Consider the following 12,696-nt stretch of genomic DNA (forward strand, 5'->3'; position numbering starts at 1 on the left):
ATCATGCAGTTTGAAGTACGCGCGCTCTCCACGGACCAGGCAGTAGCAACCTTGTCGACTTGCGTGATCGACGGCCGCGACGAAGCCGACGCGCGCCGCCAGGCCGAGGCGCGGGGCTTGTTTGTCAGCGCCATCCGGCCGCTGCGGACCACGCCATTTAGCGCCGCCGGGCGCCGGGGCGCGCGGGCCTTGCCCCTGCTGCTGTTCAGCCAGGAATTGCTGGCGCTCTTGAACGCGGGCCTGGGCATCGTCGAGGCACTGGAAGCGCTGCTGGAAAAGGAGGCGTCGCCGGCCACGCGCAGCGTGCTCACGCGCCTGCTGGAAGGCTTGCGCGAAGGCAAGCGTTTCTCCGCCGTGCTGGCCGAGCAGGCGGAATTGTTTCCACCGCTGTACATCGGCATCGTCAAGGCGGCCGAGGGTACTAGCGACTTGCCGCGCGCGCTGTCGCGCTATATCGATTACCAGCAGCGCATCGACACGGTGCGCTCAAAAATCGTCAGCGCCGCCATTTATCCCGCCATTTTGCTGGCCGTAGGCGGCGGCGTCAGCGCCTTTTTGATCAGTTATGTGGTGCCCCGTTTCGCCGAGGTTTACCAGGGCGCCGGGCGCAACCTGCCGTGGATGTCGCAAGTGATGCTCAGCTGGGGCCAGTTCGTCACCGAACACGGCCTGTTGCTGTTGCTGGGGCTGCTTGTCGCCGGCAGCGTGCTGGTGACGGCCGTGCGGCGCGTGCTGCGCAACGGCGGCGTGGCGCGGCTGCTGGCGACACTGCCCGGCATCGGCGAGCGCGTGCGCATCTATGAACTGTCGCGCCTGTATTTGACGCTGGGCATGCTGTCCGAAGGGGGCATCACCATCGTGCAGGCCATTTCCACCGTGCAAGCGATGGTCTCGCCGCGCATGCAGGCCTCCTTGCAGCAGGCGCGCGCCGCCATCGAGGCGGGCCAACCCCTGTCGGCCGCCTTCGAGCAGCACCAGCTGACGACGCCGATCTCGCTGCGCATGCTGCGCGTGGGCGAGCGCACGGGCGACATGGGCCCCATGCTGAGCCAGTCGGCCGCCTTTTATGACGGCGAGATCAGCCGCTGGATCGACCGTTTTACGCGCACCTTCGAGCCGTTGCTGATGGCCGCCATCGGTCTGATCGTCGGCGCCATCGTGATCCTGCTGTACATGCCCATTTTTGACCTTGCCGGCGACATTTCATGATGCAGATCGTTCCCGAACCCGCCGTGGCCATCGACAGTGCGCTGATACAGCGCGCGCGCGCCCTGTGCCTGCAATCGAAGCGTAGCCTGGTCGAAGAATTGCAGCAATTGAGCGGCATCGAGGCGCGCCAGGTGGTGCAGGAACTGGCGCGCCCGTTCGGCCTGGCCGTGCTGGAAACGGCGGACATGCTGGCGCTCTCTCCGGCGTTCGACCTGCTGCCGCTGTCGCAGGCGCTGGCGCGCCACAGCGTGCTGCTGCGCGCCAGCGATGGCCAACTGGTGGGCGTGATCGCCGACCCGTTCGACCTCGACCTGCAAACCTGGCTTGCCGCGCGTGCGGGGCAGGGCGCTCATGGCGGAGCCGTGCCGCTGGCCATGCGCCTGGCGCTGCAGGCCGACATCGGCGCCTACCTGTCGAAGCAGGAAGAATCGGCGCGCGCCGTCGACAATCTGCTGCCCGGCGTTGCCGGAGACGCGCGGCGCGATGGCAAGACGGCCGCCGTGCTGTCGTTCGCCAGCGTCTCGGAGGCGGCCAGCCCGGCCGTCAAGCTGGTCAATTCGACTCTGTATGACGCGCTCAAGGCGGGTGCCTCCGATATCCACCTGGAAAGCACGGCTGGCGGCCTGGCCGTCAAGTACCGCGTCGACGGCGTGCTCGATCAAGCCACCTGCGTCAACGGCATCGAAGTGGCCGAGCACATCATCTCGCGCCTGAAAGTGCTGGCCGAACTCGATATCGCCGAGCGCCGCGTGCCGCAGGACGGCAGTTTCCGCGTCGAGGCTGGCGGGCGCGAAATCGACCTGCGCGTCTCCATCATGCCCAGCATCCATGGCGAGGATGCCGTCATCCGTATCCTCGACAAGCGCGCCATGATCGAAGCGTATGGCGCGCTGACGCTCGAAGCGCTGGGCTTTGACGCGCCCTCGCTGCTGGCCTTGCGCGCGCTGGCGCAGGAAGCCTACGGTATGCTGCTGGTGACAGGCCCCACGGGCTCGGGCAAGACCACCACCCTGTACGCGGCGTTGACGGAAATCCATAACGGGCGCGAAAAAATCATCACCATCGAAGACCCCGTCGAATACCAACTGCCCGGCATTTTGCAGATTCCCGTCAACGAAAAGAAGGGACTGACCTTTGCCAAGGGCTTGCGTTCGATCTTGCGCCACGACCCGGACAAGATCATGGTGGGCGAAATCCGCGACCGCGAGACGGCGGAAATCGCCGTGCAGTCGGCCCTCACGGGTCATCTGGTGCTCACCACTGTGCATGCGAATAATGTGTTCGACGTGTTTGGCCGCTTCACGCACATGGGCATCGACCCGTACGCGTTTGTCTCGGCCCTGAACGGCATCTGGGCGCAGCGCCTGATCCGCACCAATTGCCCCCATTGCGCCACCGGCTACACGCCCGGCGATGCGGAACTGGCCAGCGTGGGCCTGGCGCGCGCCGAGGTTGATGGCTACCAGTTCAAGCAAGGCAAGGGCTGCGGCGACTGCCGTGGCACGGGCTACAAGGGGCGCCGCTCGATCGCCGAAATCCTCGTGCTGACGGATGAAATCCGCGAACTGATCGTCGACAAGAAGCCGATCCGGCAAATCAAGGCGGTCGCGTATGCGAACGGCACGCGCAGCCTGCGCCTGGCGGCGCTGGAACTGGTGAAACGGGGTGCCACCACCATCACGGAAATCAAGAGGGTTACCCTGCATGCGTAAAGGCATAGGACAAGGTTTGCGTTTGGGCGTGGCGGCGGGGAGCGTGAGCTTGTGGCGCACGAGCCGCTGGCGCGCGCCCGCCTGGACGCTGCTGGCCGAGCAGGCGTATGCGCCGCAGGCGGATCTGGACCTGCATGGCGATTTTGCCGCCCTGGGGCAGGCGCTGGAGCAATTGCTGCCCTTGGGCGAACATGCGGCATGGCCCATGTCGGTGGTGCTCGACGATGCGCTGGTGCGCCTGTGGCAAGTGGACATGCCGCAGGGCGCCACGCGCCCGGCCGACATCGAGGCGGCCGCCGCGCTGCGTTTCCAATCGCTGTACGGCGATGCGCCGGGCCTGTGGCAAAGCAGCCGCGCCTGGGATGAACGGGCGCCGTTCTTTTGCGCCGTGCCGCGCGCGCTGCTGGCGCAACTGAGCCGTGTGGCTGCCGAGCGCAAGCTGGCCTTGATTTTTATCGTGCCGCAATTCGTGCGCCACTGGAACCGCTGGCAGGGTGCGCTCAAGGCAGGCGCCTGGTTTGGCCAACTGCAGGCGCAGACGCTGACCCTGGGCGTGGTGCGCGATGGTGGTCTGCGCGCCATACGCGCGCTGCCCGTGCCGCCTGGCGCCGGCCATGCTTGGCTGGAGCAGACGCTGGCGCGCGAAGCGCTGCTGCAGGGCGTGCCGGCACCCATGCTGCTGCAACTGTGCGGCACGCTGCCACCTGACTGGCTGGCGCCGCGCGCAGAAGGGAAAGTTGTTTGCAGCGCTTTCGCTCCGCCTGGCGTGGAGGGGGGGCTGTCGCCGGCCGCTTTGCTGGCGCGCAGCGGAGTGCAGCCATGACGCGTCTGGATATCGATTTCTCCCCGCCAGGCTGGCGTCGCAGCCTGTACCGCGTGCCAGCATGGGCATGGCTAAGTGGCGTGCTGGGCGTGGCGCTGATTGCCACGGCGGCGTACAGCGGCAGCGCCGCACTGCAACGCCAGCAGGTGCGCGAAGCGCAGTTGCTGCGCGCCCAGCAGCGCGTGGCGGCCAGCGTGCAGGGCCCCGCGTCGGTGGCCTTCACGCCGATTGCGCCGGCGCAGGCGGCGGCCGTGAATGCCGCCATCTTGCAACTGAATTTGCCGTGGCGCGATGTGCAGGATGCGCTGGCGACCGCCACGCCGCCGGGGATTGCGCTGCTGGCGCTGGAGCCGGATGCGCGCAAGCACCTGTTGAAAATCACGGCTGAAACGACCAGCAGCGACGCCATGGTCGCCTACATCGCGCAACTCAAGCAGCAGGAGCTGTTCGGCTCCCGCGTGCAATTGCTGCGCCATGAAATCAACGACCTCGATCCGAACAAACCCTTGCGCTTCCAGCTTGAAGCGCGTTGGAGCACGCCATGATGGCCGTCGATGTGAACGCGCTGCGCCTGCGCGCGCAACTGTTGCTGCGCCGCGTGGGCGCGCCCACCTGCCTTGCCGTGGTTTTGTTTCTGCTGGGCGCTGCCGCCTGGGCCTGGGCCTGGCAGCAGCGCGCATTGGCGGCGCAGCTGGAGGCGCGCCCGCTGCCCCTGACGTCGCTGGGGCCGGCTGCAGTGCAGTCGGCCCCAGCGACGGCCAGCGAGAATCTGGCTCTGTTTTATGCCACGTTGGGGCAGCAGCGTCATGCGGAGCAGCAGGTCAAGCTGCTGTTCGACCTGGCGGCGAAGAACGGCCTGGTGCTGGCGCAGGGAGAGTATAAAAGCGGCTACGACAAGGCCAGCCGCGTCGCCACCTACCAGGTGACCTTGCCGCTCAAGGGCAGCTACCCGGCCGTGTGGCAGTTCGCGCTGCAGGCGCTGCGCGCCATGCCGTTCGCTTCGCTCGATGAACTGAGTTTCCGCCGCGAGCAGATCGCCGACACCAATCTGGAAGCGCGCTTGCGCCTGACCTTCTATCTGACCGATGCTGCGGGAGGCACGCCATGACGCCGCGCCATGGCTTGATGCTGGCTGCCTTGCTGGGCGCGGGCGCCTTGCTGCTGTTTGGCGAGCGCCAGCCCGTGTCCGAGGTGGCTGAAGCGGTGGAGCGTGCCGTCGCGCCGTCGCGCCACCGGGCAGGCAAGCCGGATGCCGCGCAGCCCGTCATCCTGGCCCTGCTGCCGCGCAGCGAGGTGGCGGGCGAGGATGGCGATACCTTTGGCGGCGCCGACGGCGTCTTCCAGAGCCAGAACTGGACGCCGCCGCCACCGAAGGTGGTGGCTGTCGCCGCGCCGCCCCCGCTCCCGCCGCTGGCGCCGCCGCTGCCGTTTGTCTACCTGGGCAAGGCGGCTGCCGATGGCGCCTGGGAGGTGTTTCTGTCGCGCGCCGACAAGACGTATATCGTGCGCGCCAATACCGTTATCGATGGCGCCTACCGTGTCGTGGCGATCGCGCCGCCCGTCATGACGCTCAACTACCTGCCGTTGAACCAGGTTCAGCAGCTCAACATTGGAGTACTCGACTGATGCCTCGTTCCTTTTTTTCGGTGCCTCTGTTCCGGCGCGCCAGCCTGGCGTCGCCGCTGCTGCTGTTTTTGCTGTCTGGCTGCGCCGGGCATATGGCGTATCGCGACGGGCGTGAGCTGATCGCGCAAAACCAGGTACCGGCCGGCCTGCAAAAGCTGCAGGAAGCGCTGCAGCAGGACCCCGGCAATGCGCAATACCGCAGCGCCTATTTGCAGGCGCGCGAACGGGCCACCAGCGGGCGCTTGCAGCAGGCCGAACGCCAGGCTGCGGCGGGCCAGGGCGAACTGGCGCGCGCAGCGTTTGTCAGCGTGCTGGAAATCGATGCGCAGAACGAGCGCGCCAACAGCGGCTTGCGCGCGCTGGAGCGCGAGCAGCGTCAGGGCAAGCTCCTGGGTGAGGCGCAGAAAGATATCGAGGCCAAGCGCTACGACCCGGCGCGCCAGCGCCTGAATGCGATCCTCACCGAGCAGCCGAATCACGCCAGGGCGCGCGAACTGCTGCGCGAAGTCGATGAGAAAACGGCGCCGCCCATCGTCGAGTCGGGCCTGGCCAGATCGTACAAGCAGCCGATCACCATCGAATTTCGCGATGCGCCATTGAAGCAGGTATTCGAGCTGATTGCGCGCCGCTCCGGTCTCAACTTCGTTTTCGACAAGGACGTCAAGGCCGACGCGAAGACCTCCATTTTCCTGAAGAACAGCACGGTGGAATCGGCCGTCTACTTCCTGCTGGTGACGAACCAGCTGGAACAGCAGGTGATGGATGCCAATACCATCCTGATCTATCCGAACGTGGCGGCGAAACTGAAGGAATACCAGGAAGTGCTGGTGAAGACCTTCTTTCTTGCCAATGCGGACGCCAAGCAGGTGGCCAACACGCTCAAGACCATCCTCAAGACGCGCGACGTGGTGGCCGATGAAAAACTCAACCTGGTCATCGTGCGCGACACGCCCGAGGCTATCCGCCTGGCCGAGCGCCTGATCGCGCTGCAGGACGTGCCCGAAGCGGAGGTCGTGCTGGAACTGGAAATCCTCGAGGTCAAGCGCAGCCGGCTGCTGGAACTGGGCGTGGCCTGGCCGTCGAGCCTGACCCTGACGCCATTGAGCACATCGGGCGGGGCGGGGCTGACCATCAATGACTTGAATAATCTGAATCAACGCACCATAGGCGTGAGTGGACTTGCCCTCACGGCGAATGCCAACAAGACGGATGGCGACGCGAATATCCTGGCTAACCCGCGCATCCGCGTGCGCAACCGCGAAAAGGCAAAATTCGTCATCGGCGACAAGGTGCCCGTGATTACCACCACCATTTCGCCGGGCACGGGCGGCTTCGCCTCCGAGTCCATTAGCTACCTGGACGTGGGCCTGACGGTGAACGCCGAGCCCACCATCTACCTGAATAATGAGGTGGGTATCCGCATCTCGCTCGAAGTGAGCAACCTGGGTGCGGCCACCATTACCAAGAGCGGCTCGACCCTGTACCAGATCGGCACGCGCCAGGCGTCGACCATGCTGCAACTGAAAGATGGCGAAAACCAGGTGCTGGCGGGGCTGATCAACAATGAAGAGCGCAGCTCGGGCAACAAGGTGCCGGGCCTGGGCGATATTCCCCTGCTGGGACGTTTGTTCGGCAGTAGCAAGGACGACAGCCAGAAGACGGAGATCGTGCTGTCGATCACGCCGCACCTGGTGCGCACGGTGCAGCGTCCGGAAGCGAAGGAATCGGAATTCTCGGCCGGTACCGAGGGCAGCTTCCGCCGCCGTCCCGACATGGCGCCCAAGTCGGCCACGCAAATGCCGGGCACGGTGATCGTGCGTTCCGGCCCGTCGGCCGTCGGCATGCAGCCGGCGCCGCCGCAACCGCTGATGGTGCCGGCCCAGGTACCGTCATCGTTGCCTGGGTCGCTACCGCAGAGCGTGCAGGCGCCGGAAGTATCGCCATCGCCCGAGGCCCCAAGCGCGTCGCCATTGCCGATCTCGTCTGGCCAGCCCATGCCGCTGCCGATGGCGCCCTTGCCGCTGTCGTCCGGCCAGCCCGTGCCGGTAGCGCCGCCGCCCGCCAAATGAGGCTGGCGCGCTTACAGGGACAGGGCGGCGCCGGGCGTGGCTTCACGCTGATCGAGCTGCTGGTGACCCTGGCCATCCTGGGCGTGCTGGCCACCCTGGTGGTGCCCGTCACGCAAGTGACCATGCAGCGACGCCAGGAGCAGGATCTGCGGCGCGCGCTGCGCGACATCCGCCAGGGGCTCGACGCGTATAAACGGGCCGGCGACGAGGGCCGCATCGTGCGTTCGCCCGACGCCAGCGGCTATCCGAAAAGCCTGGAACTGCTGGCCGAGGGCGTGCCGGACCAGCGCAATGCCAAGCGCAGCAGGATGTTTTTCTTGCGCCGCGTGCCGCGCGACCCGTTCAATCTGGATGCCAGCCTGACGGATGCGCAGACCTGGGGCCGGCGCAGCTACGCCAGCGAGGCCGGCGAGCCGCGCGAGGGCGACGATGTGTACGATGTGTATTCCACCTCGAGCAAGACTGGCTTGAATAACGTGCCTTACCGCTTATGGTGAACCATGCCCGCTCCTGACCGCGCCGTCCTCCCGCCCGCCGCCGCACGCGCGCGCGGCTTTACCCTGATTGAACTGCTGGTGGTGCTCGGTATCGTGGCGCTGCTGCTGACCCTGGCCGTGCCCCGCTACTTCCCCAGCCTCGACAAGGCGAAGGAAACCGTACTGGCGGACAACCTGCGCAATCTGCGCATGACCATCGACCAGTTCCATGGCGACACGGGGCGCTATCCCGATACGTTGGAGCAACTGGTGGAAAAGAAATACCTGCGCGCCATGCCCGTCGATCCCATCACGGAAAGCGACGCCAGTTGGGTCATCGTGCCGCCGCCCGACGATACGCCAGGCCAGGTATATGACGTGAAGAGCGGCGCGCCCGGCAAGGACCGCAGCGGCACGCCGTTTGTCGACTGGTAGCGGCGATGCCATACCTTGTCCGTGGCCAGCGCGGCTTCACGTATCTGGGGCTGATTATCCTGCTGGCCATTCTCGGCCTGGTGGGCGCGGCCGGCTTGAAAATGGGCTCCTTGCTGCAGCGCCAGGCCGCCGAGCAGGAGTTGCTCGACATCGGTGGGCAGTTTTCCGATGCCCTCTACAGCTATGCGGCCGCCACGCCGCCAGGCCAGCCCCAACAGCCGCCCAGCTTGGCGGCCTTGCTGCGCGATCCCCGCTTTCCGCAGGTGCGCCGGCATCTACGCAAGCTGTATGTCGACCCTGTTACGGGGCGCGCCGAGTGGGGCTTACTGTACCAGCCGGGCAGCAATCGCATCATCGGCGTGCACAGCCTGTCACAGGCGGCGCCTTTGAAAGTGGGCAACTTCGAGGCGCGGTTTGCCGGTTTTGAAGGCAAGGCGCATGTGTCGGAGTGGCAATTCATGATGAGCGCGCAGACGGGCCCGCCGGCGAGCCCAGTGCAGGCGCCAGGAAGGGGCGGCGCGGAGGCGCCCCCTGTGGTGGCGGCACCGGCGTTGTTTTCTAGCGCTATTTCCGATGCGCAAGAAACGTCGCCAAGCGAACCACCAGAAGTCCTCGAATCGCCAACGGCAGCACCAGATGAGACACTTTCACCCTAAAGGCGACTCAAAAACGTTAGGTGCCGCGAGAATTGTTTTTGCGTAGAAAGTACTTGATACAGGTAACTATTTCATTTCAAAAATAGTTATTTAAAAATAAACTTAGATAAAATATTTATAAGCAATCCGATGTATTTATGTTACCCTTATTGTCAGTATTTGGTATTCAGATTATTGGTGGCCCGCATATCGCAGCCATAAATTACTTTTGAAGGGATAAACTATGAAATTGAAATTTATCGCTGCAGGCATTCTGGCCGCAGCATCGTTCAGCGCATCGGCGGCAACGTACGACCTGGGCATCCTGGATCCAACGGGCTTCGATACCCTGTCGGCCATCACCACCAAATTTACCGCGAACACCGCAGTCGATGATTTCTGGACCTTCGAGTTGCTCGCCCCATCGTCGGCCTCGTTTGGCGCACTGCAAACGTTCTCCGTGGCGGGAGGCGCGATCAAGAATTTCTCGGCAACCCTGCTTGGTCACGGCCCCGTGACCAATACCATTGGGACCCACATCCAAACCCTGAGCTGGGGCGGCCAACTGGCTGCCGGCGAGTACACCGTACACGTCACCGGTCTGACGGGTCTGAAAAATGCTGCTTACCTGGGTTCGGTATCGGCCCTGCCAGTACCAGAACCAGAAACCTATGGCATGCTGCTGGGTGGCCTGGCACTGGTTGGCGCCGTGGCACGCCGCCGCGCAAAGAAAGCTGCTTAAACTTTCGCCGCAATGAAAAAAACCCGCTTCGGCGGGTTTTTTTTCGTCTGGATAAAAATGCGCAGGACCAGGCGCCGAGTCGAAGCAGTACGTTAGTACGGCGAGACGACTGCAACAACGTCCTGCACTGTTGTCAGGCGCTGCGCTTGAAGTCGCGGAAGCGGAAGCCGACTAAAAAGAGCGTGGCGAAGTAGGCCACGCCGCACAGGGTCACCACCAGGGCCAGGGCGCCGGCGCGCAGCAGCGGGTGGGCTTGCATGGCGATCCAGTCGATGCGCATGGCGCCGAAGGCCGCCACGCCGCCCATCACGACCAGGGCCGGCAGCAGGCGCAGGAAGAACTTGCCCCAGCCTGGCTTGGGCTGGTAGATGCCGCGCTTGCGCAAGCCCCAGTACAGGAAGCTGGCATTGAGGCAAGCGCCCAGGCCGATTGACAGGGCCAGGCCGGCCACGGCAATGTACGGCACGAACAGCAAATTCATTACTTGCGTGGCGATCAGCACGCCGATGGCGATCTTGACGGGGGTGCGGATGTCCTGGCGCGCATAAAAGGCCGGCGCCAGGGTTTTCACGAGGATGATGCCGATCAAGCCCAGGCTGTAGGCCACCAGCGGTTCGGTCGACATGGTCACCGATTCGGCCGAAAACTTGCCATAGTGGAAGAGGGTGGCGATCAGCGGCGTGGCCAGGGTGGCCATGCCGACGGCGGCGGGCAGGGCCAGCAAGAAGGTCAGGCGCAAGCCCCAGTCCAGCAGGGCCGAGTATTCCGTCTTGTCGCCGTCCACGTTCGCCTTCGACAGGCTGGGCAGCAAGATGGTGCCCAGCGCCACGCCCAGCATGGCGGTCGGGAATTCCATCAGGCGGTCCGCATACGACAGCCAGGAAATACTGCCTTCGGCCAGGCGCGAAGCGATGCTGGTATTGATCATCAGGCTGATCTGCGCCGCCGAGACGGCAAACACGGCCGGCCCCATCTTTTTCAGCACGCGGCGCACGCCGCCGTCCGACAGGCCGATGGCGGGGTTGAGCGACAGGCGCGGCAGCATGCCGATCTTGATCAGCGCAGGAATTTGCATGGCTACCTGCAGCAAGCCGCCGACGAACACGGCAATGGCCATGGCGTAGATCGGCTGCTTTAAATACGGCGCCAGGAACAGCGATGCGGCGATGAATGACAGATTCAGCAACACGGGGGTAAACGCGGGTATCTTGAATTCGCGCCAGGTGTTGAGGATGCCGCCGGCCAGGGCCACGAAAGACATGCAGCTAATATAAGGGAACATCAGCCGCGTCATCCACACGGCCGCATCGAAAGCGTCGGGATCCTTGGCCAGGCCCGTGGCGATGGCATACACGAACCACGGCGCGCCGGCGATGCCGATGAGGGACACCAGCAAGGTGGCCCAGACCAGAGTGGTGGCGACATGGTCCGCCAGTTGCTTGCTGGCTTCCTGGCCATGCTGATTCTTGTATTCAGACAAGATCGGCACGAAGGCTTGCGAGAACGCGCCCTCGGCAAACAATCGGCGCAACAGGTTGGGGATGCGGAAGGCAACGATGAAGGCGTCCGTGTAGGCGCCGGCGCCAAAGGCGCGGGCGAACAGGCTTTCGCGCAGTAAACCGGTTACACGGGACAGCATGGTCATGCTGGAGATGGCGGCGAGGGTTTTAAGCAAGTTCATGGGGGCAGATTATAGCCGTGCACGGCACTGGAAAACGGTTAAAATATGGTAACAATTGCTGTCGATTCGCCCTTGCCAGCCCTATTTTCAGGTGTTTTGGGGACGATAGTCGGTTTTTTGATTTGCCCCCGCTTGAAAATATCGCTATAATCGAAGGCTGTACAGAATTCTGTTACGCAGACACTAATGTTTGACAGGCACTGGTTTGGCACACATGGTTCGGCAGACGCACAGAACGCACCGGTTGGCAAACACTAATGTTTGCAAACGCACTTTGACCCTGTTTTAGGAAATTCCATGGCAAATACCGCACAAGCGCGCAAACGCGCTCGTCAAGCAGTTAAGCAAAACGCACACAATTCGTCCCAACGTTCGACCTTGCGCACGGCTATCAAAGCTGCTCGCAAAGCGATCCAGGGCGGTGACAAGGCAGCAGCTGCTGCAATCTTCCAAGCATCCGTGTCGACCATCGACCGTATCGCTGACAAGAAGATCATCCACAAAAACAAGGCAGCTCGCCATAAGAGCCGTCTGGCAGCTGCTTTGAAAGCACTGTCCGCTTAATATTCGCCGGCAGGCAAGCCGCCAACGCGGCCTTGCCTGTGCCAGTACGCTGGCATGGTTGAAAAGCAAAAACCCGCAGATTTATTCTGGTGGGTTTTTTCGCGTTCTCGCGCCATGTTCGGGGCCGCTCGCGCCAGCCCCTGCTGCGGCTTTTTAGCGTAGTGCCGGCAAGTTGCCGATATGCATGCCCGGCTGGATATTGCGTTGCTTGAACCAGCCCAGATTCATCTCCAGCGCATAGCGCACCGGCACCGCCCGGGTGGAGCAATGGCTGTCGAGCGTATGCGGCTGCATGTCCTCGATGTTGCTAATTTTGCCACTCGCATCGATAAAAGCCACCGACAGGGGCAGCGGTGTGTTCTTCATCCACATGCATTGCGTGGCCGGATTGCCGAAAATAAACAACATACCTGCATTGGCCGGCATTTTTTCGCGGTACATTAAACCCTGCTCGCGTTGCTCTTCCGTCGCTGCCACCTCCGCCTGGATCAGGTGCATGCCAGCCGACAATTGCATGCTCTTGCCTGCCTGTGCTTGCGCCTGGGCCATGCTGGTGCAGGCCATCAGGACGATTGAAAGGCTGAGACTGCCAAGGGAGTTTTTCATGTGTCGGCGCGGTAGCAAGGGAAGCGGCGATTAAGCCATGCTGGTGCGCGCAAGGTCAAGCATGGCGCCTGGTGGCGGCGAAAGCGTGGGGCGAGAGCAACACGCATGTCGCCGCCGC

General features: G+C 63.7%; 14 protein-coding genes. 12 read left to right on the forward strand and 2 right to left on the reverse strand.

All coding sequences use genetic code 11. The features are described 5' to 3' along the window. Positions 1–3 precede the first annotated feature (3 nt). From ACQ4W6_RS15940 to ACQ4W6_RS15990, 11 genes are all read left to right on the forward strand, one after another. Positions 4–1,209 carry a type II secretion system F family protein gene (locus ACQ4W6_RS15940; protein WP_436568150.1) on the forward strand — a complete coding sequence of 402 codons (1,206 nt, stop codon included), beginning with the start codon at positions 4–6 and terminating at the stop codon, positions 1,207–1,209. Then, positions 1,209–2,921 carry a GspE/PulE family protein gene (locus tag ACQ4W6_RS15945; protein WP_436568196.1) on the forward strand — a complete coding sequence of 571 codons (1,713 nt, stop codon included), beginning with the start codon at positions 1,209–1,211 and terminating at the stop codon, positions 2,919–2,921. The genes ACQ4W6_RS15940 and ACQ4W6_RS15945 overlap by 1 nt, the downstream gene beginning before the upstream one ends. Next, entirely contained in the window at positions 2,914–3,744 is an 831-nt protein-coding gene (locus ACQ4W6_RS15950; RefSeq protein ID WP_436568151.1) for an SPFH domain-containing protein, read from the forward strand. The genes ACQ4W6_RS15945 and ACQ4W6_RS15950 overlap by 8 nt, the downstream gene beginning before the upstream one ends. Continuing rightward, positions 3,741–4,289: a hypothetical protein gene (locus ACQ4W6_RS15955; protein ID WP_436568152.1), complete on the forward strand. Its 549-nt coding sequence runs from the start codon at positions 3,741–3,743 to the stop codon at positions 4,287–4,289. The genes ACQ4W6_RS15950 and ACQ4W6_RS15955 overlap by 4 nt, the downstream gene beginning before the upstream one ends. Continuing rightward, the gene (locus ACQ4W6_RS15960; RefSeq protein WP_436568153.1) at positions 4,286–4,852 is read left to right on the forward strand and encodes a hypothetical protein; all 567 of its coding nucleotides are present in this window, start codon (positions 4,286–4,288) and stop codon (positions 4,850–4,852) included. The genes ACQ4W6_RS15955 and ACQ4W6_RS15960 overlap by 4 nt, the downstream gene beginning before the upstream one ends. After that, positions 4,849–5,370, forward strand: coding sequence for a hypothetical protein (locus tag ACQ4W6_RS15965; protein ID WP_436568154.1), 522 nt, complete (start codon positions 4,849–4,851; stop codon positions 5,368–5,370). The genes ACQ4W6_RS15960 and ACQ4W6_RS15965 overlap by 4 nt, the downstream gene beginning before the upstream one ends. Continuing rightward, positions 5,370–7,439, forward strand: coding sequence for a secretin GspD/PilQ domain-containing protein (locus tag ACQ4W6_RS15970; protein ID WP_436568155.1), 2,070 nt, complete (start codon positions 5,370–5,372; stop codon positions 7,437–7,439). Before ACQ4W6_RS15965 ends, ACQ4W6_RS15970 begins: the two co-directional genes overlap by 1 nt. After that, the gene (locus tag ACQ4W6_RS15975; protein ID WP_436568156.1) at positions 7,436–7,936 is read left to right on the forward strand and encodes a type II secretion system protein; all 501 of its coding nucleotides are present in this window, start codon (positions 7,436–7,438) and stop codon (positions 7,934–7,936) included. The genes ACQ4W6_RS15970 and ACQ4W6_RS15975 overlap by 4 nt, the downstream gene beginning before the upstream one ends. A 3-nt stretch (positions 7,937–7,939) precedes the next feature. After that, complete coding sequence (locus ACQ4W6_RS15980; RefSeq protein WP_436568157.1) at positions 7,940–8,350, forward strand: type II secretion system protein; 411 nt, start codon at positions 7,940–7,942, stop codon at positions 8,348–8,350. A gap of 5 nt (positions 8,351–8,355) precedes the next feature. Then, positions 8,356–9,006, forward strand: a complete 651-nt coding sequence (locus tag ACQ4W6_RS15985) for a type II secretion system protein (RefSeq protein WP_436568158.1) — start codon at positions 8,356–8,358, stop codon at positions 9,004–9,006. Between the two features lie 223 nt (positions 9,007–9,229). Continuing rightward, positions 9,230–9,727, forward strand: coding sequence for an FxDxF family PEP-CTERM protein (locus tag ACQ4W6_RS15990; protein WP_436568159.1), 498 nt, complete (start codon positions 9,230–9,232; stop codon positions 9,725–9,727). Positions 9,728–9,860: 133 nt separating this feature from the next. Here the strand turns inward: ACQ4W6_RS15990 and murJ are convergent, their stop codons facing one another. Further along, positions 9,861–11,408 carry a murein biosynthesis integral membrane protein MurJ gene (murJ, locus tag ACQ4W6_RS15995; protein WP_436568160.1) on the reverse strand — a complete coding sequence of 516 codons (1,548 nt, stop codon included), beginning with the start codon at positions 11,406–11,408 and terminating at the stop codon, positions 9,861–9,863. Positions 11,409–11,705: 297 nt separating this feature from the next. On the opposite strand from murJ, the gene rpsT reads away from it, so the two are divergent. Next, positions 11,706–11,972: a 30S ribosomal protein S20 gene (rpsT, locus tag ACQ4W6_RS16000; RefSeq protein ID WP_010395935.1), complete on the forward strand. Its 267-nt coding sequence runs from the start codon at positions 11,706–11,708 to the stop codon at positions 11,970–11,972. 153 nt (positions 11,973–12,125) lie between these two features. Here the strand turns inward: rpsT and ACQ4W6_RS16005 are convergent, their stop codons facing one another. Continuing rightward, positions 12,126–12,578, reverse strand: a complete 453-nt coding sequence (locus ACQ4W6_RS16005) for a DUF192 domain-containing protein (RefSeq protein WP_436568161.1) — start codon at positions 12,576–12,578, stop codon at positions 12,126–12,128. Positions 12,579–12,696: the final 118 nt, after the last annotated feature.

Origin of the sequence: Janthinobacterium woesei, from assembly GCF_051380875.1 — a bacterium.
Lineage (GTDB): Bacteria > Pseudomonadota > Gammaproteobacteria > Burkholderiales > Burkholderiaceae_D > Janthinobacterium.

Excerpts from the sequence above, each read along its gene's own strand:
- rpsT (WP_010395935.1), top strand. The coding sequence starts at position 11,706 with ATGGCAAATACCGCACAAGCGCGCAAACGCGCTCGTCAAGCAGTTAAG.
- ACQ4W6_RS15955 (WP_436568152.1), top strand. The coding sequence starts at position 3,741 with ATGACGCGTCTGGATATCGATTTCTCCCCGCCAGGCTGGCGTCGCAGC.
- ACQ4W6_RS15960 (WP_436568153.1), top strand. The coding sequence starts at position 4,286 with ATGATGGCCGTCGATGTGAACGCGCTGCGCCTGCGCGCGCAACTGTTG.
- ACQ4W6_RS15945 (WP_436568196.1), top strand. The coding sequence starts at position 1,209 with ATGCAGATCGTTCCCGAACCCGCCGTGGCCATCGACAGTGCGCTGATA.
- ACQ4W6_RS15985 (WP_436568158.1), top strand. The coding sequence starts at position 8,356 with ATGCCATACCTTGTCCGTGGCCAGCGCGGCTTCACGTATCTGGGGCTG.
- ACQ4W6_RS15970 (WP_436568155.1), top strand. The coding sequence starts at position 5,370 with ATGCCTCGTTCCTTTTTTTCGGTGCCTCTGTTCCGGCGCGCCAGCCTG.
- ACQ4W6_RS15990 (WP_436568159.1), top strand. The coding sequence starts at position 9,230 with ATGAAATTGAAATTTATCGCTGCAGGCATTCTGGCCGCAGCATCGTTC.
- ACQ4W6_RS15975 (WP_436568156.1), top strand. The coding sequence starts at position 7,436 with ATGAGGCTGGCGCGCTTACAGGGACAGGGCGGCGCCGGGCGTGGCTTC.
- ACQ4W6_RS16005 (WP_436568161.1), bottom strand. The coding sequence starts at position 12,578 with ATGAAAAACTCCCTTGGCAGTCTCAGCCTTTCAATCGTCCTGATGGCC.
- murJ (WP_436568160.1), bottom strand. The coding sequence starts at position 11,408 with ATGAACTTGCTTAAAACCCTCGCCGCCATCTCCAGCATGACCATGCTG.
- ACQ4W6_RS15980 (WP_436568157.1), top strand. The coding sequence starts at position 7,940 with ATGCCCGCTCCTGACCGCGCCGTCCTCCCGCCCGCCGCCGCACGCGCG.
- ACQ4W6_RS15940 (WP_436568150.1), top strand. The coding sequence starts at position 4 with ATGCAGTTTGAAGTACGCGCGCTCTCCACGGACCAGGCAGTAGCAACC.
- ACQ4W6_RS15950 (WP_436568151.1), top strand. The coding sequence starts at position 2,914 with ATGCGTAAAGGCATAGGACAAGGTTTGCGTTTGGGCGTGGCGGCGGGG.
- ACQ4W6_RS15965 (WP_436568154.1), top strand. The coding sequence starts at position 4,849 with ATGACGCCGCGCCATGGCTTGATGCTGGCTGCCTTGCTGGGCGCGGGC.